Raw genomic sequence first — 19,435 nt, forward strand, 5'->3', positions numbered from 1 at the left:
GACCCAGTCCGTCCTCTCCTTCTCAATCTTTTGCTTTCTTCCACGGGCACACTTGGCGATCCAGACTTCGATTAGTTATTTCGAACAATTTCCCTTCGGTCTTTGTTGACAAACCACATACCCGTCCTTCGCGGTTCAACAGTCCTCGGAGTGCTTCCCGAATTCCGTCCTACCCGTTTAGGCTAGGCCACTCGAACGCGCTCGACAACCGGACCGGGAGAATTGAACCTTCGCTCACTATGAACTCCCCGCGCGTCGCCCTGCTCTTATGCCTGATGGTTCACACTGTCTGGAACAGCTGCCTAGCCGCACCCGCCGAGAGTAGATCTGGGTCGCTCGCCTTCGGCTGGGCGACTGAAACCATCACCCCGCCCAAGCCGGTCGCGATCGGCGGTCAATACCACACCCGCATCAGCGGTGACAGTCACGACCCGCTGACGGTGACAGCTCTGGCCCTGGAGACGCGCGATGCGGAAGGAGTCATCGACCAGGTCTTGTGGATCTCCTGCGACCTGGTTGGGATTCGGAAACGGTCCGTGGATCAGGTGCGACAGCGGATCGCGAAGTCGATCCCTGACTTGGACGTGCGAAAGCTGGTGATCTCCGCCACTCATACCCACACCGCCCCGGCGATCACTGACGCGAACGAAACGAACCTTCATCCCTATGACTTCGCGGGCAGCTGGGCCTATCGCATTCCGGCCGACCGGAAGGACATCATGCATCCGCTGGCGTATCTCGACTACCTGGAACAACAGATCGCAACGGCGGCGATCCGGGCATGGAAGTCACGACAGCCCGGAGGCTTCAGCTCTGGACTGGGCCATGTCTCCGTCGCTCGTAATCGTCGCGCAGTGTATTTCGATGGCACGACACGGCTCTATGGCGACACCAAAGATCCCGGCTTTTCACACACCGAAGGAGCATCGGACGACTCGCTGGACGGCCTGTTTTTCTGGCGCGGGGGAAAGATGATCGGGATGGTCCTCACCCTTTATTGCCCATCGCAGTCAGTCGAAGGAGAACTCTATCTCTCGGCGGATTTTTGGTATGACGCCCGAAAAGCCCTCCGTGAACGGTTTTCCCCGGACCTCTTCGTTCTGCCGCTCAACGGAGCGAGCGGCGACCAATCGCCTCACATCCAGGTGGGCAAGAACGCCGAGCTAGGAATGCTCAAGCGACGCCAATTGGAGTATCGCCAGGAGATCGGCCGTCGGATTGTGCAATCGGTCACCGATGTCGCCGAGCTTGCCAAGGCGTCGGTGCGCTCCGAGGTGCGGCTGGCCCACCGGGTGGAGCAGGTGCGACTGCCGGTGTGGAAGGTGTCGGACCAGCGCTTCGCCGAGGCATCGAAGCTCGTTCAAGCCGGAAAAGATCGGCAGAACGACCTAACGAGTCCGGACTACATCAACTGGCGGGTGAGCCGAACCATGGTCGCACGTTATGAGTTGCAAAAAACAGATCCCTATTACCCCGCAGAAATCCACGTCCTGCGGCTGGATGATCTGGCCCTGGCCACGAATCCATTCGAGCTCTATAGCGACTACAGCACCCGGATCAAGGCCCGCAGCCCCGCGACCCAGACCTCAGTGGTGCAGCTGACCGCGGACTGTCCGGCCTACCTCCCCACCGAGCGTGCGGTTCAAGGAGGCGGTTACAGCGCCCGGATCGACGACGGCGTGGTGGGCCCCGAAGGCGGTCGCGTGCTCGTGGAGGAGACCACGCGGCTGCTTAAAAGCTTGTGGTGAGCGGCTAGCATCGACAAACAAGGGTGAGCAAATGCCAAGCGCTCCCTGTCTGCGGCGGTCCGAAGTCGCCATATTGCGATATGAACGACTACGCCCCCACGCCGTCGGAACGCGGTGCTTGTCCGGGCTACCCAAGAAGGGTTGGGATTTGTTCAGCCCTGACACTGACCATCGCCTCCACTTTCCTCAGCATCAACGCGTGGGGTGATTTAGGATTTGGTTGGGATACCGAGAACAAGGGAGGCTCCGGGAGCTGGTTCGACTCTGACCACTGGACACCGAAAGGCATCCCGGGAACTCAGGATTCCGCCAATACCTTTGTCACCATTAACGCACCGTCCACAGGCCTCGAGGAAAGTTCAGTCAGCCTGCCCTGCTGCCTGTCCATCGCGATCAACTCTCTCACCCTCGGGCCACGAACGTCCCCTCTCCCGACCGACGTTGTTGGAACCAACAGCCTCACGGTCCAACAGTCCGCAGCGCTTGGGTTCTTACGAAGCCCGGCCAATCCGTCGCCAGCGATCCACAACTCGGGTCTAATCTATGTCTACGGGGTCCTCGGCTCAGGAATTGGGGAGCTTGATCGCACGACCCTTTCCGGCCCCGGCAGAATTCTTCTCTTTCACTCCGGACAACATCTCATCGGACAATTCGAAAGCCAGCAGACAATCGAAGGAGAGGGGGATATCATGGGTGTGATGGTGAATCGTGCCTCGATCCGCGCCGCCCATGGCGGCACTCTGAGACTTTATGCTTCGGTCGACAACGACGGAGGCATGCTCACGACCGATGGCGCTGCAGCCGATCCTTTCAGGAGCGTCCTGCTCATCGGCTCTCGCGTCACGGGTGGTGTGATCGATGCGAATGGAGGCGGGGTGCGTTTCGCAACATCCGAAGCGTTGAAGGGAGTAACTCTGATCGGCGGACCGATGGGAGTTGAATGGCCGGGACTTCGTTTTGAGGGCGCGAACCAACTTCAAACCAATGCGGTGTTGTCGGCTGCGGGAATCGGCGTCCAGCCTGGATTGAGTCCGGTGACGGTGACTCTGGCGGACCAAGCCAGACTCACGAATAACGGTGTCGTTCGGTTGGAGACCTCTGAGAACAGGCTCGGCATCCTTGACAAGTCCTCGTCGATTGGCAGCACCGCCACCCTGGGGGGGACCGGGCGGGTGATTCTGAATGGCAGCCGAAGTTCTGTGGACATCGGCCCCCTGAGCGAGCTGATTCAGGAAACGGATCATACCATCGAAGGCTTCGGCCAGATCATGGGCGGTACGCTGAGGAATGAGGGTCGAGTGGCGGCGAAAGGCGGAACGATGAAGCTGGCGGCTTTCATCCGAAACGCGGGATCTCTTGAATCCGCCGCCAGTGGGGTACTCGAGCTCACGAGCAGCGCCATCATCAGCCGATCCTCCGCTGCTCCGAATCTCCTCTCGCCCGGGGCTGGAGTCATCCGACTCACCGGAGCGACCGTGGCGGACGGAGAATGGGCGGAAGGCCGGGTGGAGTTGTATCCCCTGCTCTCCGGATCCTCGCCGGCCGTCATCCTCACCGGCACCCATCACTTTTCCTCGAACGCCGTCGTGGAGTTTGTGACCGGCACGTCTGGACTTGGGGCTGGAATCGCCGTGATACCGGGATCATACGTGATTCGGAACGATGGCACGATCCGACTCAATGGAGCGGCGATGCTCTACTCAGGGGATCGGAGCGGAGTGAGTGTGACCAGTGCATTGCTCACAGGATCTGGAAGATTGCTACTAGTCCCGACTGCGAGCGCTCGTCCAAGTCTTACGACCTATGCGTCCAGTGGCTTTGTAAACGATACTTACCACACCATTCAGGGGGCCGGAACGCTGAACGCACCGATAGAGAATCGGGGCACGATCATCGTGGAAGATGGCTACCTCGCTCTGAATCGACCCGTCGCTGGGAGCGGGACCCTCCGGTTAAAGGCATCCGGAAAACTGGCCCTCGGCCCGGGTCTGCATACCGGCAGCCTGCTCATGGAAGACGGGGCGCTCCTTGACAACAACTATTCCGGCACTGTCATCGAAATCGAAGGGAACCTCTCCTTTGCTCAAACCAACGAGGCCAGTTGGCACAGGGGTAACCCTTCCTTCCTGATGTGCGGAGGCCACGGAGTCCAAAGATTGGAGATCGGGGGTACCGACCTGGGGGCGACATGGTCGGGGTTCAGCACTCCGAACTTTCAACTCCAAAAACTGATAGTTCAGGGAGACGGAACGCGGGTCGTGCTGACCGACTCGATCAACAACGGAAACCGCTCCTCCTCATCAGAGGCGCTTTACGCCACGACGCTCACCGTTCTCCCCGGAGCAACGCTGAATCTGAACGGACGGGTGATCTACTCGGTGCTGACGGGAACTCCTCATAGGGTAATCGCCGGTGAGGGCGATCTCTTCGGGGGCGGTCAGATCGTTGATCTACCCGAGGCTGAGATGGTGGCTTTGTCGGTAGCTCGCGTTCCGTTGGGAAACTCGCATGTCTGGGTGGTGAGTTGGCCTTCGCCTGCCGAGGGGTGGGTCCTGCAGGAGAATACGTCGACGATCCAGTCGGCCGTGTGGAGCAACGTGGCTGGACCGATCCAGGACGATGGAATCCGCAGGAGCGTGGTGATCCATCCAGTGGGCGTCAGCAAATTCTATCAGCTAATCAGGTAGCGCTATTCACGAAGCGTTGCCAGAACCTCGCTAGAAAGTGGTCGGGAATGAAATTCTCATAACCCCTTTCCATCCGAGTCATTCGAGAAATCCGTGGTGAAAACTCCTTGTTTTCGGGTTCAACTCCCCATGGCTCTCCGCGACACACCTCTCATCTCTTTCCGTGCCCTCTGGGCCCACCAGGGCTCGACGGAGTTTCTCTGACCTGGACCCACTCCGGAGTCCGCGAACCGGCCCACAAAAAAAAGCGGCGCAAATCTAACATTTGCGCCGCTTTTTTTCGTTGACCCATTTTTCCAAACAGAACTGGAAAAATGGTGGAGCCGACAGGTCTCGAACCTGCGACCCCCACAATGCCATTGTGGTGCTCTACCAACTGAGCTACGACCCCAGCCAACGGAGGCAAAAATATATGGAGCACCCCTAGGGTTGTCAAAGGCTAAGTGGAATTTTCGGGAGGACATTCTTAGGGAATAAACCCGCTCAAACCGAAAAGGCCCTTTCAAAACCCACTGCCGATGGAGGTATCCCTTCAGCTGTCCCTTCTCCAGAAACAGGAGTCCCAACCTATTGATTTTCAAATATCGGCTGTCTCTCTAGCACGCAGTGCCCTCTAGCAGAAAACGCCGCCGGCGCGATGTGGCGTTTGCTGCTAGAAACGAAGAGGCGGGTTTTGGCTTACACACAGAACAATTATTCGCCAAAACCCGCCTTTCTTCATCCTCTGAAGAAATTCGTAGAACTGATACCCTTCAGTTCATGAGGGGCCCCCACTTCGCCTGACACAGCGTTCGGAGACACTGACAAGGAAATCATTCAACGCGTTGCTGCCGGGAAATGGCCACAGTTTCGTTGAGTTTCTGAGGGAAGCGCAGAAAGGAAGGGAGAAGTGAACGCCAATGGACTGAGCCATGATAGCGGCCAAAACGACACCAGGAAAACGGTCGCAGCGATCCTCCAAGGGACAAAACTGGAGACTGGTCGGCATCACTGCAGACAACATAAGTTACTTCAGTACGTTCGGCTTCTGGACTAGGGACAACCTAAGGGATTAACGCCGTTTGTAAAGGCGAAATCGGTTCTAAAGGAAGCAAGCGGGCAGCGAAATCGGGGTAAGGCTGTCGGCCGATCCAGTTTTGCAGGAGACACTCGTTAACTCGTATGGAGTTCCGCCTTTAGGCGGTTCCCCTGGGCGTTTTAAGCGTTGGACGGCCAATTCTATGCCGCCACGTCCACTCGTGCGCCTTTCCGCCTAAAGGCGGAACTCCATACAGGGTACCAGGGCCTCAACAGGAATTAATGACGCCCGAGCACCCCGGGGAAACTACTCGATGTAGAGTAAATTCTGCAGTTCGAGCACGGCCACGCTCATAATCGGATACCGTTTGTTCGGATCACGATCGAGGCACTTGACGATCAGCCGAGACAGTGCTGGAGGAAGCTGAGGGTTGTGATCCAAGGGCGTTTTGAGGTTCCCTTCACGTTGTCTCCGCAGGATTTCATCCGCGCTGTCGCCTGGGAATGGCTTCTGCCCCGTCACCAACTCGTAGGCCGAAACCCCGTATGCGAAAATATCAACCCGATGATCGATCGGCTCCCGAAGTAATTGTTCGGGAGCCATATAGGCCGGCGTACCGGGATTCTTAGCAAGTTTGATCGGCTTATCCGGACGCTTCTGAGCGAGGTCAAAGTCGACCAGCCGAACATGGCCGTCCCGATTTACCAGGACGTTCTCCGGTTTAAAGTCCAGATGCATGAATCCGCTGTCATGGACATGCTCCAGAGCCACCGCCATATCTATCAAGATGTTACCAACGTGTTGATGGAGGATCTCATCCCCAGACACAAGCAACTGCTTCAGGTTGGCACCCTCCACGTACTCCATCTGACAATAGTGAATCCCCTCGATTTTGCCGTGCTCGAAGTAGCCGATCACGTAGTCGTGGTTGTGGATTTGCGACAGGATCTCGCATCCCTGGATAAAACGGTTGCGAGTTGTGAAATCCAGCAGGGTGGTGGGACGGAGGAGACGGAGCGCGCAGGTTTTCCCGGAAGGGTCGGTGGCCAGCCAAATATCGGCCATTCCGCCACTGTTCACCAACTCTTGCAGGTAATACTTACCAAACGGGCCGGGTTGACGGCACGGTTCGGGGCGCTGCGCATTGCTTTCTGGATAAACCATCGATTCTTCCTGATCCTTAAGCGAATGTCGGCAGTCCTTACCGGCTTCTGAAGGAAATCGATCTACAAAAGCACTTCGCTTTCGGTAAGTAACACGGCTGTAACGCTGGCGCAATGGAATACAACATCCAGTCCGGAGCTTGATTTTGGCCCTTGGCACACCGCGCCTGGGTTTTCTACGGTGCCGGGGTGCGCCCCTTGAAAGGCCTAGTTTGTTACTTGCTCGTGGTTTTTCTGGGAGCAGCCCTGCTCGCCCCAGCACTCTACCACCTTGTACAGGCGCTGAGCCCCGCAGCTGAGTGGATTCAGCGCCTGGCAAACCAACCCTTCCATCGCTATGTCAACCGTTGCCTCATTTTCCTAGCCCTGGTGGGACTCTGGCCTTTGTTGGGCGCACTCGGAGCGCGGTCTTGGAAGGCCGTCGGCATCGTCTCTCCACGAGGTCGATTCCGCGAACTTGGGTTCGGTTTTGCGCTGGGGCTGAGCTCCCTGGCCGCCCTCGCCGCCATCGCCCTCCTGTCCGGGACCCGCGCCATCTCCCCAACCCTCACCACGGAATGGGTAATCCGCGTGGCGATCCAGGCAAGCCTGTCCGGCCTCGGGGTGGCCATCGTCGAGGAACTGCTCTTCCGCGGCGCACTCTACGGTCGATTTCGTTCCGTTTTGGGACACCCGTTAAGCCTGCTGCTCAGCAGCGCCCTCTATACCCTGGTCCACTTCTTCGAGCGGCCCCCCGCTCCCCATTCCATCGACTGGTCGGCAGGATTCATCACGCTCAGTCACATGTTCCAGGGACTCTCGGATTGGAAGACCTCGCTGCCGGCGTTTCTAACTCTCAACTTGGTCGGATTCACGCTGGCGCAGCTCTACCATCGAACTGGCGCTCTCTACGCCCCAATCGCACTCCACGCCGGCTGGATCTTTTGGCTCAAATTCTACGCGGGGGTCACAGTCGCCCAACACCCGGAGTCGGCAACGATCTACGGCAGCAGGAAATTGATCGACGGATGGACGGCTTTGGCGGTAATGGGTCTCTGTGCATGGGTGGTAGCCCGATGGCGCCTTCCACGCCAAGGATCAACTCCATGAAAACAGACCAGCCCGCGCGGCCGAGGCTTCAATGCCTCCGGCAGCCCCCAACTCAACTGGGGGTCGATTGTCCGGCCGACTAACTCCAGGTGTCCCCGATGTACCGATCTGCCTTGCTCCAAGTCTCGGAGGCCCTCCTCTCCTTTCTTTACCCAGAGGTCTGTCAGCTGTGCGACGTCGAATCCGCCAAGCCCGTTGATGGCTTCGTTTGTTCCTGCTGCCGTGCCCGCCTTCCCACCATCATCCCGCCCTTCTGCTCTCGGTGTGGACTACCCTACCCGGGCGAGGCTTCAGCCTCATTTGAGTGCAGCAATTGCCATGGGGTAGAGCTCCATTTCTCCTTTGCACGCTCCATCCTGCAAGCGAAGGGCCTGGGCCTGGAGTTGATCCACCGCTACAAATACCAGCGAGCCTTGTGGTTCGATCCGCTGTTCAAGGACTTGCTCCACCGTGATGTCGCCCCGCTCCTCCCAACGGCCCGCTGGGACGCCATCGTCGCCGTTCCCCTCCACCCCTTGAAGGAACGCGAACGCGAATTTAACCAGGCCGGACGACTGGCGCAGCTGCTCGGCCAGGTAAGCCAGCTCCCCGTGCTCCCACATCCGCTCCAAAGGACCATTCCCACCGAGTCCCAAACTCGCCTAACCCGACGCGCCCGCTCTCTCAATGTCCGAACGGCCTTTGCCCCCAAAACCCCCCTTCCCAACTGGGCACGCCGTATCATCCTGTTCGATGACGTCCTCACCACCGGCGCAACCACTAACGCCTGCGCTCGCGTGCTCCGCCACATGGGTGCCGAAGAAATCGGTGTGTGGACTATCGCTCGCGGCCTGTAACGTTATCGGATGGCATTTTATGGGAATAGGCCCGAATCCAGCTGTGTTCAGCCACGGATCGAACGGGCTGCGTCGGCGACTGTCTTTACTTTCAGTGTTGCGTGAATGGGCCGAACCCGGCAGGTTCAGGCCCGTATCCGAGCGATATGTCCACTACCTACATCACCAAGAAAACCCTGGGCCTGGAAACGGTTGAACCGGCAGTCACCCCTCCGCCCGCCGAAGCCGCTACCGCCGCCTTTGCCAAGAAACCACGAGTGAGTTCTGGACGTTCCCGCAAGAAAGACATTCCCGAGGGCCTCTGGACGAAGTGTCCGAAGTGCAGCACGATGGTCTTCGACAAGGAATTGGACGCTAACCTCAAGGTATGCCCCAAATGCGGACATCACTTCCCGATCGTCGCCCGCGAACGGATCCACTCGCTCGTGGAGACGTGCTCGTTCAGCGAGATGGACGCCGACATGACGAGCGTTGATGTGCTGGAATTTACCGGGGTAGCCTCCTATCGCGACAAACTGGATGCCTACCAAAAGTCCACCCAACTCAAAGACGCGGTCATCACCGGCATTGGGACCATAGGCACCCAAAAGGTCGCCCTGGGCGTGATGGATTTCAGCTTTTTGGGTGGATCCATGGGCTCCGTCGTGGGAGAAAAGCTGACCCGGCTGATCGAAACAGCCACGGATCGCCGTCTGCCCGTGGTCATCTTTTCGACGAGTGGCGGGGCGCGGATGTATGAGGGCATGTTCAGCCTGATGCAGATGGCTAAGACCTGCGCTGCTTTGGCCTACCACGCTCAAAATAAACTCTCCTACATCAGCGTCCTTACGCATCCCACCATGGCAGGCGTCTCGGCCAGCTTCGCTACGGTCGGTGACCTCATCATCGCCGAACCCGGAGCGATGATCGGGTTCGCTGGTCCGCGGGTCATCAAGGACACCACCCAGGCCGAACTGCCTCCGGGGTTCCAAACCGCCGAATTCCTCATGGATCACGGGCTGATCGATTCGATCGTTCCCCGCAATACCATGAAGGAGCGTCTGATCTACTTCTTGGAGTTCCTAACCGCCAGCAAGGCCGCTCCCGGACCTAACAGCAACGCAGTCTAAGCGATCGAATTGGAGCTCCGGATGCCCGCCCTCAGAGCCCTCATCCTCATCCAGTTCCGGCATCGCTCCTCTCTCCTGTCCCCCTGGATCGCCCTGGCCTTGAGCGGCTGGATGGGCAGCTCCCAACTCTGGGCGGCGGGTGTGACAGAGGTAACCGCCACGCCTGACTTCGTTTACATCCGCGGCGAGACCCGATCGACGCAGGTGCGAGTGTTGGAACGGGACCCGTGGGAGGCGGGTGATCTACCCCGCCGAACAGAGCCTTTGACGCGGATCACAGCCCCAGCCCGATTCGAGTTCGCGGTTCCCCGCTATGCTGAAGGTCGCGACCGGCTCTACTCCGCCTTCCAATGTGTCGAGGAGCTACCCGACGGAGGGGTGAGAACGCTCGGCAACCGGCGGTTCGTGTCGGTTTTCCGGGGAATTTCGCGCAACCGGGAAGCCTTCCCTGCCTCCAGAAGCAAAAAGGGATTGCAGGTCCAGATGCTCGATGACGCCTTGGCCTTGGGCATCGGCCATGCCGCGCTCAACTTCAATCTCGCTCAACTGGTCGATGTCCACCAACGACCCGACAGCCTAAGCTGGGAATCGAGCGGCCAGACTTTCCGATTTCGGTCCGACTACCTCCGGTCCATGGATCAGCAGGTGAAACCTCTGAGCGATGCCGGGGTCATCGTCAGCCTCATTCTCCTGGTCTACCAAAGCAACGATCCGCAGCTGGACCAAACCCTACTCCATCCTCTTTACGATCCGGCCTGCCCAAACCGGCTCGCAGCTTTCAACACCGTCACTCCCCAGGGAGCACAAACCTATATCGCGGCGCTGGAGTTCCTGGCGGATCGCTACAACACCCCCCAATATCCCCACGGTCGGGTCGCGAATTTCATTATCGGCAACGAGGTCAACTCACACTGGTTCTGGAGCAACCGCGGACGCTGCACGATGGAGGAATTCGCGGAGGATTACCTAGGGGCGGTCCGAATGGCGAATACCGCGGTGCGCAAGGCGTCTTCGTCCGCACGGGTGTATCTGTCCCTTGAGCATCACTGGAATATCCGGTACCCCGGAGGCGATCCCGGTCAAGCGTTCGCGGGCAAAGGGTTCTTGGACTATTTTCATCGACGCGCCCACGAAGAGGGTGATTTTGACTGGCATCTCGCCTTTCATCCATATCCCGAGAACCTCTTCGAATGCCGGACGTGGAAGGATCAATCGGCTCATAACAATGCCGAAACCCCGCGCATCACCTTCAAGAACGTGGAACAAATCACCCGCTACGTGGCGGCGCCAGGCTGGCAATACGCCCCGCCTCCCAACGAAAGTTATTCGTTCCCCAACCGCCGCGTCATTCTCTCGGAGCAAGGATTTCATGCCCCCGATGGCTCGGAGGGCGAACTGTGGCAGGCTGCCGCTTACGCGTACGCCTATCGCAAGATCGCCCAGAACCCCGGCATCGACTCTTTTATCCTCCACCGTCACGTCGACCACGCTCACGAAGGTGGCCTGCGGCTGGGGCTCTGGACCCGAAAACCGAACTCGGTGGCCGATCCCGATCGCCCTCGGCGGATGTACGATGTCTTTAAGCGCGCCGATCAACCCGATTGGGCCAACGCTTTCGAGTTTGCCCTTCCGGTGATTGGCCTCCAGAATTGGGAAGACCTCCGGCTGCCCTGATTCTCAGGATACTCGGGAGGGTTGAACGATGGTGAACCGCCGAAACTTTTTACGGTTGGGCGCTCTGGGGCTGTCGCTGCCGCAGATCCTTGCCCTGCAGGGCCGAGCCGTGACGCGCTCGTCAGGCTCCATGGCGGGAGCCGGCGGACGAGCCAAATCATGTATCGTGCTCTTCGCTTGGGGTGGCATCAGCCATCTCGACACTTGGGATCCCAAACCGGATGCGCCATCCGAGATCCGTGGTGAGTTCCGGCCCATTCGAACCTCCGTGCCGGGTATTCACCTCAGCGAACATCTGCCCCAACTCGCGCGACACATGCATCAACTGGCGGTGGTGCGCAGCGTGACTCATCAGGCTCCCTCGCACCGATCGGCCGCGTACTGGAATCTAACCGGCCATCCGCCTCCCAACTTGTCAGGAAACTGGGAGGCGACGCGCCTCGATCATCCTTGTCTTGGAGCGTTGACTCAGGCGGCAATGGAAGCCACGCGCGACCCACGACTGCGATCCAGCATCCTACCGTCGACCGTGGCGCTGCCCTACACCATGGCCGACGGAGGCCGTGCGAACGGTCAGGATGGCGGGTTTCTTGGATCGAAATATGACCCGATCATCCTGCGTCCGGATGCGGGCTCACCTTACGGAGGCGTGTCGCCGGCTTCCCGCTCCCTGCGACTGGATCTCCCCCCGGGCATGACTCTCGAAAGGCTGCAGGATCTTCGGAGTCTGTCCGCATCGTTGGAGCGTCTGGGTTCAAGCCTGGGCGACGGAGAAGCCGAGCCTTTCGCGCGGTCGCGGGAACAAGCCTACGACATGCTGTTGCGGCCTTCGGTTCGCGAGGCCTTTGATCTCCGGCAGGAGCCACCCCACTTGCGAGCCTCTTACGGCAACCACATCTGCGGACAGAGCGCTCTGATGGCGCGGCGGTTGACGGAAGCTGGGGTGCCTCTCGTGACGGTCTATTGTGCCGCCGGGGATTTGAACGGGTCTGTCGGGGACCACTTCGACACTCATGGAGACAATTTCAACCGGCTCAAGCGAACCATGCTTCCGCCCCTGGATCAGGCGTCCCATGCGCTGTTGGAGGATCTCGCGCAACGAGGAACCCTGGATGAAACCTTGGTCTGTTGGCTGACGGAGTTCGGCCGAACACCGAAGGTGAACCCCTCGGCTGGTCGGGACCACTACCCCAACTGCTATTCGGTCGCGTTCGCCGGAGGCGGTATCCGAGGGGGACAGGTGTATGGAAAATCCGACTTCTCGGGGGCGGAGCCATCCGAGCTAGCGTGCGGACCGGAGGACCTCCATGCGACCATCTTCAGGGCCTTGGGAATCGATCCAGCATTGCAGCTAAGCTCCCTGGACGGGAGGCCCTTCCCATTGTGCTCAGGAAAGGCGTTGGAATTGTTCTAAACCTAGAGAGGGGAGGGCTTGAATCAACGGCCTTCGTTGATTCCAGACGGAAGGCCATGCTCCCAAGAACGAGGCGTGTTCCAGGGACGATCCGACTTATTGGCGGTTTCCGGAGTGCCGCACCCAGAAAAACCGAGCACCAGGACCAGGCATCCCAGAAAGGCTAACCAGGAGCGTAATCGGAGGAGCTTCATTCGGCGCTCAATAGAAGACGATGTCGCCTTCCATTAGTTCTTCAAGCTTCCAACCAGGCACCACGTTCGCGATCGCCCGGTCCTGTTGCACCGTTGCGACTTTGACCTTGCCGATGAGCTTTCCAGCACGGCTGACCATCAGCACACCGTTCGGAAGGAGCTCTTGGTTGGAACCAATATCAATCACCACGAAGTCCCACTTGGGATCGACGACCAAAATTTTACCCTTGGTGCCGGCCTTGAGAATCACGGGCACATCATTGGTGCCGCGATAGATCAACAATTCACGGTTCAAACGATCAATGTCCTTGGTCAGGAGCTTCTTCTCCTCTTCCATCGCCGCGTTAGCGTCCCGGGTATTCTTGAGTTCAGCCACGGTGGCCTTCACCTGGTCGACGGTCAAACCCGTCGCCGCCCACGCCGACAGCTGTTGGGCGATGCGAGTGATCTCCTCCTTGGCCTGGTTGAGCTGAGTGGTCAGGGACTTAACCGAGGCGTCGAGAGTGCTCGCGTTCGCTTCGGCTTTGTTCTTGGCCTCGGTGGTCTTCGCGAGGTCCGCTTCAGTGACCTTGAGCTTTTCGCTGGTCTCCTGGAGTTCTTTGACCGCCTTCTGGCGGGCGGAAAGCTCAGACTTCCACTTTCCTTCGAACTCATTGCGCTTGGCAATGATCCCCTCGACTTGAGGTTTAACCTGAACCCAAACCAGCGCCGTAGTCGCAAGAGCGGCCACGATCGCGATACCTAATGTGATTCGCAAAAGTAACATGTTCGTATAACCGACGGGTTAAAGCTCGGCGAAACTAAAGGGCCGACAAACCTGTGTCAATCTCGTCGTTAAGACCAAATGAAAGACGATGCGTCACGAAATATGTCCTAAAAAGGCAAAAAACCCTCATTTTGCAGGGGAAATGACAATAATCCGGTTTCCGATGAGAAAATAGCCGGAATGAGATGCTAATTTTCTTCAGCCAATCGGCGCGCCTGTTTCAAGGTATCCTCGGAACGGGCTTCCAGTTCGTTGCTCACCACCCAATGGTATTTCCAAATGGGATTGCTGGCTTGTTTGGCCGAAGGATCAATCAGAAGCAGGGTCCGCTGAAAATCGTCAATCAGGACTTTATTGGGGAGCTCCTTGGTCTTCCGAATCAGCCGACCATAGATATTGTCGGCTTGATTCGTATAGCCGCGGGTATGAAGCAAAATCATAGCTTCCCGCAGCTCCAGGTGCTTGGACTGACGGGCCTGGAGGCCACGGATCACCATGATGCTGCAAAATACGAGAAGCACCAAGAAACTCAGCACATATCGAAACTGTCCCACAAACCGCATACCTGTCTTAATCGACGGCCGCAGACGGAAGCTAATTCGGTATTTGCGGCAATCATAGCCTGTCGCCACGCTTCCTACGTCATTCTTGAGCACCAATGAGGTTCAAATCCGGACTCACGTCCGGTCGGGACAAGTCCGACAGGCTGCTAGCCCGACAACTCCCGAACCAGGGCCGCTCGAGCTCTCGCTAGCCCCTTGTACTCCGCCACCTCGTCGGGCATGGTTTCCAAAAGCCCCCTCAGGGTCGCCGCTGCCGCGTCCGAAGCACAGACAGTGGAGAGCCGTTCCACCTGAATCCGGAGTCCAAACAGAATTCCGCCCGATTCCGGTAGCCGCCGCAACGCCTGCCGCTCCACCCGAAACCAAGTCGAGGACAATGTCGCGTTCGCCTCCAATCGAGGCATTCCTCGCGCCGGGTGCAGGTTCCGCTCCGAGGTAGCCGCCAATCCCCAGTTTACCCGTTCCCAGTCCATCCCCGGCCGAAGGGCCGTCAAGAACGCGTGGATCTTCCCACCCAATTCACGATTGAGCTGCGGCACCGCCCCATGAATCCAGTCCAGGGAGTGTCCCATCTTCTCAGTCAGGGACCAGGCCGACGGAAAACAGACGCAAGCCGCCACCAGACGAAACTCATCCCCGTGGGGCTGCATCAGCAGGAAATCAGGTTCCCAGAGAGCGCCTAGCCGAAAGCAACGCTCCAGTGCTGAAGCATCGGACAACGCGGCAGCTCGTCGAATCTCCGGGTTTAACTCGCTCGCCCACTCCCAAGCCTCCTCAAACAAACGCTCCCCCTCCGGCAGCACCGCCGCGTACCGGCCTGGATCAGAAGCGAGCCAACTCGCGCGTTCGGCCAAGAGATCCGGTGCTTCCGACCAGTTCCGAAAAAAGCGCCCATCCCCGCGACGCAAACCCATATCGAAACGATAGGGGGGCGCCACCAACAAACGGGCCAACTCGTTGGAGGAGGGCTCAGTCATACTCAGGAGTTCGGTCGGCAGGAGGCTACTCGCTCCCCTGCCCTTACCCGTGGAATCCGAAAGCGCTCACCGGGTCACCAGGCGGCGATGGCGAGCAAAGCTGCTGCGCAAGCCCAAGGACATCTCGTCTTGCAGGGCCTGCATTTCGGCGTAAACCTCAACGGCACGGCGGTTCGGTCGAGCGGTTTCGGCACGATTCAAGGTTACGAATGCGTCGGTGATGTCCTCGATCGCGGTCTTCTCCCCGCGATCCCGCTGCCAAGACCACAAGGCCTGTAGCGCCGCACCGTAGGCTGCCCCTTCACTGACTCGGAGAGTGGTGACCTCGGCGTTAAAGACATCGGCCATGATCTGCCGCCAAACGGCCGACTTGGCACCGCCGCCGGTGGCGCGGATCTGCTTCGGCTTCACACCCAATTCCGCCAACCGTCGCAATCCGTAATTCATGCCGAGCGTCACCCCCTCCATCGCCGCGCGGGCGAAGTGACCCGCTTGGAACGTGCGGGGAGTCACTCCGAAGTAAACGCCGCTGCCATCCGGAACGTTCGGAGTCCGCTCGCCTTCCAAATAGGGTAGCAACAGGAGACCGTCAGAACCGGCGGGAACTTTAGCCACCTCGGCGGCGTAGCGATCGTGGGTCCAGCCAAAGTCTTGCCGGACCATCTCCGTCGCCACCGTGACGTTCATGGTGCAGAGCAAGGGCAGCCAACGGTTCGTAGAATCGCAGAAAGCGGCGATCTCCCCGCGCGGATCCACCACCGGCTGGTTGCTGCAGGCATAGATCGTTCCGCTGGTGCCGAAGCTCGCCGTGATCACCCCCGGACGGGTATTGCCCGTGCCAATCGCACCCATCATGTTGTCACCGCCCCCAGCGCTCACCAGCACACCCGGGTTGAGGCCGAGCGCACGCGCCGCGCGGGCATTAAGGCGACCTGCGGGCAGGTCGCTCCCGATGAGACGAGGCAACTTGTCAGCCAAATCGGAATCGATGGCGGCGAGAGCGGATTGGCTCCACTGCCGTCGTCGCACATCCAGCAGCGCCGTGCCGCTGGCATCGCCATATTCCATCACTCGCTCGCCGGTCAGCCAGAAATTGAGATAATCGTGAGGAAGCAGAATGGTGGCGAGACGGGCGAAGTTTTTGGGCTCATGGCGCTTGAGCCAGAGAATCTTTCCCGCCGTGAAGCCCGGCAGCACGGCGTTGCCAAGCGAAGCAATGGTTCGCTTCAACCCACCCATGCGCGCGGTGAGCTCTTCACATTCGGGAGCGGTGCTGGTGTCGCACCATAGCTTGGCCGGACGAATCACTTCGCCCGCTTTGTCCACGGGGACAAAGCCGTGCTGCTGTCCGCTGACACCCATGGCCACCACTTCACCGGACTTTGCTTTCGCCTCTTTCAGGGCTTCTTGGATCGAACGAGTCATGGCCTGAGTCCAAGATTTGGGGTGCTGCTCCTTGGCTCCCGGAGGAAGCTTCGGGATCAGGCCATAGGCCTGCGCGCCGGTTCCGAGCACTTTCCCGTTCCGAACGTCCACCACGAGGGCTTTGGTCGACTGCGTTCCGCTATCCACACCAATGACAAGGCTTCTCATATATTCGATTCAAAGAATGGGAAGGAGACTGTCCAAGCTCGGATCCGTTGTCGAGCCCGCTGCGCCCCCCCGTTCTGTGGAGGCCGATGGCCGTCTACCCCTTGGCGCTCCCTATGGAATCAGTTTCGAATCACGACCAACTTGGTGAACGTACGTTCACCAAGTTGGTCGTGGCGGTTTGTGTAGTGCAGGAGCCGCCGTCAGAAGGCTCGGGGGCAGCCTTGCTTGGTCCCAGGACACCCCCCAAAAAAGCCTCGGTGACAAAATGAGAACACCCAGGTAAAACCCTTGCCCATGAAAACGATCCCACTCCTCCTCGCGCTTTGCCTCGCGATGGTCGCCTCCGCGGCCGATCAGATTCCCACGTTCCTCGAACCCGCCGCCGGTGGCCGAGACTACCTGGATCAAGGTGAATACAAAAACAGCTGGGGTGGAGCCCAGATCATCGCTTTGGGCGACGACAATTTCCGCATGGTGACCTATCCAGGCGGACTTCCGGGCGATGGCTGGAACAAGGAGACGCGCACCGAAGTACCGGGAAAGCGCGACGGCAAGAAGATCGTGTTCACGGGTGAGAATGGCTATCGCGCGGAGTTGGCCGACGGCAAGATCACCATTACCACAGCCACAGGCGGACCTTACACCATGGAGAAAACCGCGCGGAAGAGCCCAACCCTGGGCGCACCCGCTCCCGCCGGAGCCGTAGTCTTGTTGGATGGCTCCAGCGCCGACGCCTGGGAAGGCGGGCATTTGGACGACCGAAAACTCCTCGCGGCGGGATGCAAGAGCAAGCAGGCGTTCGGCAATTTCACTGCCCATCTAGAATTCCTCCTCCCCTTCAAGCCGCTCGGCCGTGGACAAGATCGCGGGAACAGCGGCGTCTATGTCCAAGATCGGTATGAGATTCAAGTTCTGGACAGCTTCGGCCTCAAGGGCGAGAACAACGAGTGTGGCGGCCTCTACACCCAGGCCAAGCCGGCCGTCAACATGTGCTTCCCGCCGTTGACCTGGCAGACCTACGACATCGAGTTCACCGCCGCCACCTACGACGCCGCCGGAACGAAGACCAAGAACGCCATCCTGACCTTGAAACACAATGGCGTGACCATTCATGACCACTTTGAACTCAAGGGACCTACACCGGGCAACGGCCGCAAGGAAGACGCGACCCCGGGACCTTTCCAACTGCAGGGTCACGGAAATCCGGTGTTCTATCGCAATATCTGGGTGGTGCCCCGCTCCTAAGCCAGCCCATTCCAGCGAATCACTCGATGGGAACGACCCAGGATCTTTCATGAACTACCGAGGGACTATAGCCTGTCTGCTGGCCTCGGTATGGATGGCGATGACCACCGGCTGCGGTACCCTCCGACACCGGAACGCGCTGCCGGAATTACACTCCGTCCACGCCCAGATCCCGGGCTACACCGACATCCGCGATTGGGGAGACCAGCACAGTCCGGTGCTCCGGAGGAGTGTCGAACAAGCACTCCACCAGCAAGCCGCGCACACCGGACAATCAGTGCAAACGCTGGCCTCCCAACCCGTGTCAATCCTGGCGCTGTCCGGGGGCGGCATGAACGGGGCCTTCGGTGCCGGATTTCTCTGCGGATGGACTCAGCACGGTTCCCGGCCCCAATTCGATTTGGTGACCGGCATCAGCGCCGGATCTTTGCTGGCCCCGTTCGCCTTTCTGGGCACCAATCACGATGGCACCCTTTGCCAAATCCAAGCTGAGCTGGGTCCGAAAGGAATCGTCCGGCGCAAGGGGTTTCTCCACCTCCTGCGCGAAGACTCGTTGTTCGATACCACTCCATTGCAGCGGTTGCTCGAGCGCTACATCACACCCGAGCTGGTTGAACAGATTGCTCAGGAACACGCCAAGGGCCGCCGGTTGTGGGTAGGAACTGCGAACCTCGACTCCCGTCGTCCGGTGATCTGGGACCTGGGCGCGGTCGCCGCGAGCAATCGTCCGGACGCCCCGGAACTGTTCCGCCAGGTCCTACTCGCCTCTTCGGCAATCCCAGGAGCCTTCCCGCCGGTCTACTTCAACGTGGAAGCGAATGGTCGGACGTTTGACGAAATGCACGTGGACGGCGGTGTGGGCTTCCAGGTATTCGCCTACGGGGTGGTCGTAAACCTGGATAACGAACTCCGACAAGCCGACAAACAGTTACCCGCCCGGCCCGCCCGCCTGTTTATCATCCGCAACGGGGAACTCCGACCCCATTACCATCCCGTGAATGCACGGGTGGTGCCAATCATCATGAATTCCATCAACACCCTGACCTACCGGCAATCCATGGGTGACTTGTATCGGATGTTCGCTTATGCGGGACGCGACCAGGTTGATTTCAATCTCGCCGGCCTTCCTTCGGACTACCGCCCGCAGACTCAGACCGAGTTTGACCCGGAGGAAATGAAACGGCTGTTCGACCTGGGGCAGGATCTAGCCCGCCGCGGATATCAGTGGATCAGAACCCCTCCCGGCTACGGCCCCACAGATTAGGGGAACGGGACTCAACTAGGGCTCGCTCGGTTGAGGAAGCACAGCTAGGTTCCTGACCGGACCCTAGAGCGCAGGCCAGGACGTCGACAAGGGGT

At 59.2% G+C, this 19,435-nt stretch carries 15 protein-coding genes and 1 tRNA gene; 9 read left to right on the forward strand and 7 right to left on the reverse strand.

What is annotated here, in order from left to right:
* Positions 1-239 precede the first annotated feature (239 nt).
* The gene (locus JNN07_03765; GenBank protein MBL9166834.1) at positions 240-1,748 is read left to right on the forward strand and encodes a hypothetical protein; all 1,509 of its coding nucleotides are present in this window, start codon (positions 240-242) and stop codon (positions 1,746-1,748) included.
* An 80-nt stretch (positions 1,749-1,828) separates the two neighbouring features.
* Positions 1,829-4,435 carry a hypothetical protein gene (locus JNN07_03770; protein ID MBL9166835.1) on the forward strand — a complete coding sequence of 869 codons (2,607 nt, stop codon included), beginning with the start codon at positions 1,829-1,831 and terminating at the stop codon, positions 4,433-4,435.
* A 315-nt stretch (positions 4,436-4,750) separates the two neighbouring features.
* Here the strand turns inward: JNN07_03770 and JNN07_03775 are convergent.
* Positions 4,751-4,826: transfer RNA gene (locus JNN07_03775), tRNA-Ala, on the reverse strand.
* A 933-nt stretch (positions 4,827-5,759) separates the two neighbouring features.
* Entirely contained in the window at positions 5,760-6,617 is an 858-nt protein-coding gene (locus JNN07_03780; GenBank protein ID MBL9166836.1) for a serine/threonine protein kinase, read from the reverse strand.
* A 152-nt stretch (positions 6,618-6,769) separates the two neighbouring features.
* Between JNN07_03780 and JNN07_03785 the strand changes: the two genes are divergently transcribed.
* From JNN07_03785 to JNN07_03805, 5 genes are all read left to right on the forward strand, one after another.
* A complete protein-coding gene (locus JNN07_03785; protein MBL9166837.1) occupies positions 6,770-7,705 on the forward strand; it encodes a CPBP family intramembrane metalloprotease in 936 nt (311 codons plus the stop codon).
* A 98-nt stretch (positions 7,706-7,803) separates the two neighbouring features.
* A complete protein-coding gene (locus JNN07_03790; protein ID MBL9166838.1) occupies positions 7,804-8,541 on the forward strand; it encodes a ComF family protein in 738 nt (245 codons plus the stop codon).
* Positions 8,542-8,687: 146 nt separating this feature from the next.
* Positions 8,688-9,650 (forward strand): acetyl-CoA carboxylase carboxyltransferase subunit beta, encoded by a 963-nt coding sequence (locus JNN07_03795; GenBank protein MBL9166839.1) that lies wholly within the window; start codon positions 8,688-8,690, stop codon positions 9,648-9,650.
* A 21-nt stretch (positions 9,651-9,671) separates the two neighbouring features.
* Positions 9,672-11,324: a hypothetical protein gene (locus JNN07_03800; protein MBL9166840.1), complete on the forward strand. Its 1,653-nt coding sequence runs from the start codon at positions 9,672-9,674 to the stop codon at positions 11,322-11,324.
* A 28-nt stretch (positions 11,325-11,352) separates the two neighbouring features.
* Complete coding sequence (locus tag JNN07_03805; GenBank protein MBL9166841.1) at positions 11,353-12,738, forward strand: DUF1501 domain-containing protein; 1,386 nt, start codon at positions 11,353-11,355, stop codon at positions 12,736-12,738.
* A gap of 23 nt (positions 12,739-12,761) precedes the next feature.
* Here JNN07_03805 and JNN07_03810 read toward each other — a convergent pair whose 3' ends face one another.
* The 5 genes from JNN07_03810 to xylB all read right to left on the reverse strand — a co-directional run bounded on the left by JNN07_03810 (position 12,762) and on the right by xylB (position 16,831).
* On the reverse strand, positions 12,762-12,932 hold the full coding sequence (locus JNN07_03810; GenBank protein ID MBL9166842.1) for a hypothetical protein: 171 nt from the start codon (positions 12,930-12,932) through the stop codon (positions 12,762-12,764).
* A gap of 7 nt (positions 12,933-12,939) precedes the next feature.
* Entirely contained in the window at positions 12,940-13,689 is a 750-nt protein-coding gene (locus JNN07_03815; protein MBL9166843.1) for a hypothetical protein, read from the reverse strand.
* Between the two features lie 197 nt (positions 13,690-13,886).
* Positions 13,887-14,354, reverse strand: a complete 468-nt coding sequence (locus tag JNN07_03820; GenBank protein ID MBL9166844.1) for a hypothetical protein — start codon at positions 14,352-14,354, stop codon at positions 13,887-13,889.
* Positions 14,355-14,407: 53 nt separating this feature from the next.
* Positions 14,408-15,238, reverse strand: coding sequence for a DUF3445 domain-containing protein (locus JNN07_03825; GenBank protein ID MBL9166845.1), 831 nt, complete (start codon positions 15,236-15,238; stop codon positions 14,408-14,410).
* Positions 15,239-15,304: 66 nt separating this feature from the next.
* Positions 15,305-16,831: a xylulokinase gene (gene xylB, locus JNN07_03830; protein MBL9166846.1), complete on the reverse strand. Its 1,527-nt coding sequence runs from the start codon at positions 16,829-16,831 to the stop codon at positions 15,305-15,307.
* A gap of 294 nt (positions 16,832-17,125) precedes the next feature.
* Here xylB and JNN07_03835 point away from each other — a divergent pair, with 294 nt between their 5' ends.
* On the forward strand, positions 17,126-18,076 hold the full coding sequence (locus JNN07_03835; GenBank protein ID MBL9166847.1) for a DUF1080 domain-containing protein: 951 nt from the start codon (positions 17,126-17,128) through the stop codon (positions 18,074-18,076).
* A 49-nt stretch (positions 18,077-18,125) separates the two neighbouring features.
* Positions 18,126-19,340 carry a patatin-like phospholipase family protein gene (locus JNN07_03840; GenBank protein MBL9166848.1) on the forward strand — a complete coding sequence of 405 codons (1,215 nt, stop codon included), beginning with the start codon at positions 18,126-18,128 and terminating at the stop codon, positions 19,338-19,340.
* Positions 19,341-19,435: the final 95 nt, after the last annotated feature.

This window comes from Verrucomicrobiales bacterium (assembly GCA_016793885.1).
Taxonomy (GTDB): Bacteria; Verrucomicrobiota; Verrucomicrobiia; order Limisphaerales; family UBA11320; genus UBA11320.

What these genes read in the sequence shown, in the direction of transcription:
- JNN07_03765 (MBL9166834.1), top strand. Translation starts at nt 240, where the DNA reads ATGAACTCCCCGCGCGTCGCCCTGCTCTTATGCCTGATGGTTCACACT.
- JNN07_03770 (MBL9166835.1), top strand. Translation starts at nt 1,829, where the DNA reads ATGAACGACTACGCCCCCACGCCGTCGGAACGCGGTGCTTGTCCGGGC.
- JNN07_03780 (MBL9166836.1), bottom strand. Translation starts at nt 6,617, where the DNA reads ATGGTTTATCCAGAAAGCAATGCGCAGCGCCCCGAACCGTGCCGTCAA.
- JNN07_03790 (MBL9166838.1), top strand. Translation starts at nt 7,804, where the DNA reads ATGTACCGATCTGCCTTGCTCCAAGTCTCGGAGGCCCTCCTCTCCTTT.
- JNN07_03795 (MBL9166839.1), top strand. Translation starts at nt 8,688, where the DNA reads ATGTCCACTACCTACATCACCAAGAAAACCCTGGGCCTGGAAACGGTT.
- JNN07_03800 (MBL9166840.1), top strand. Translation starts at nt 9,672, where the DNA reads ATGCCCGCCCTCAGAGCCCTCATCCTCATCCAGTTCCGGCATCGCTCC.
- JNN07_03805 (MBL9166841.1), top strand. Translation starts at nt 11,353, where the DNA reads ATGGTGAACCGCCGAAACTTTTTACGGTTGGGCGCTCTGGGGCTGTCG.
- JNN07_03810 (MBL9166842.1), bottom strand. Translation starts at nt 12,932, where the DNA reads ATGAAGCTCCTCCGATTACGCTCCTGGTTAGCCTTTCTGGGATGCCTG.
- JNN07_03825 (MBL9166845.1), bottom strand. Translation starts at nt 15,238, where the DNA reads ATGACTGAGCCCTCCTCCAACGAGTTGGCCCGTTTGTTGGTGGCGCCC.
- xylB (MBL9166846.1), bottom strand. Translation starts at nt 16,831, where the DNA reads ATGAGAAGCCTTGTCATTGGTGTGGATAGCGGAACGCAGTCGACCAAA.
- JNN07_03835 (MBL9166847.1), top strand. Translation starts at nt 17,126, where the DNA reads ATGAAAACGATCCCACTCCTCCTCGCGCTTTGCCTCGCGATGGTCGCC.
- JNN07_03840 (MBL9166848.1), top strand. Translation starts at nt 18,126, where the DNA reads ATGAACTACCGAGGGACTATAGCCTGTCTGCTGGCCTCGGTATGGATG.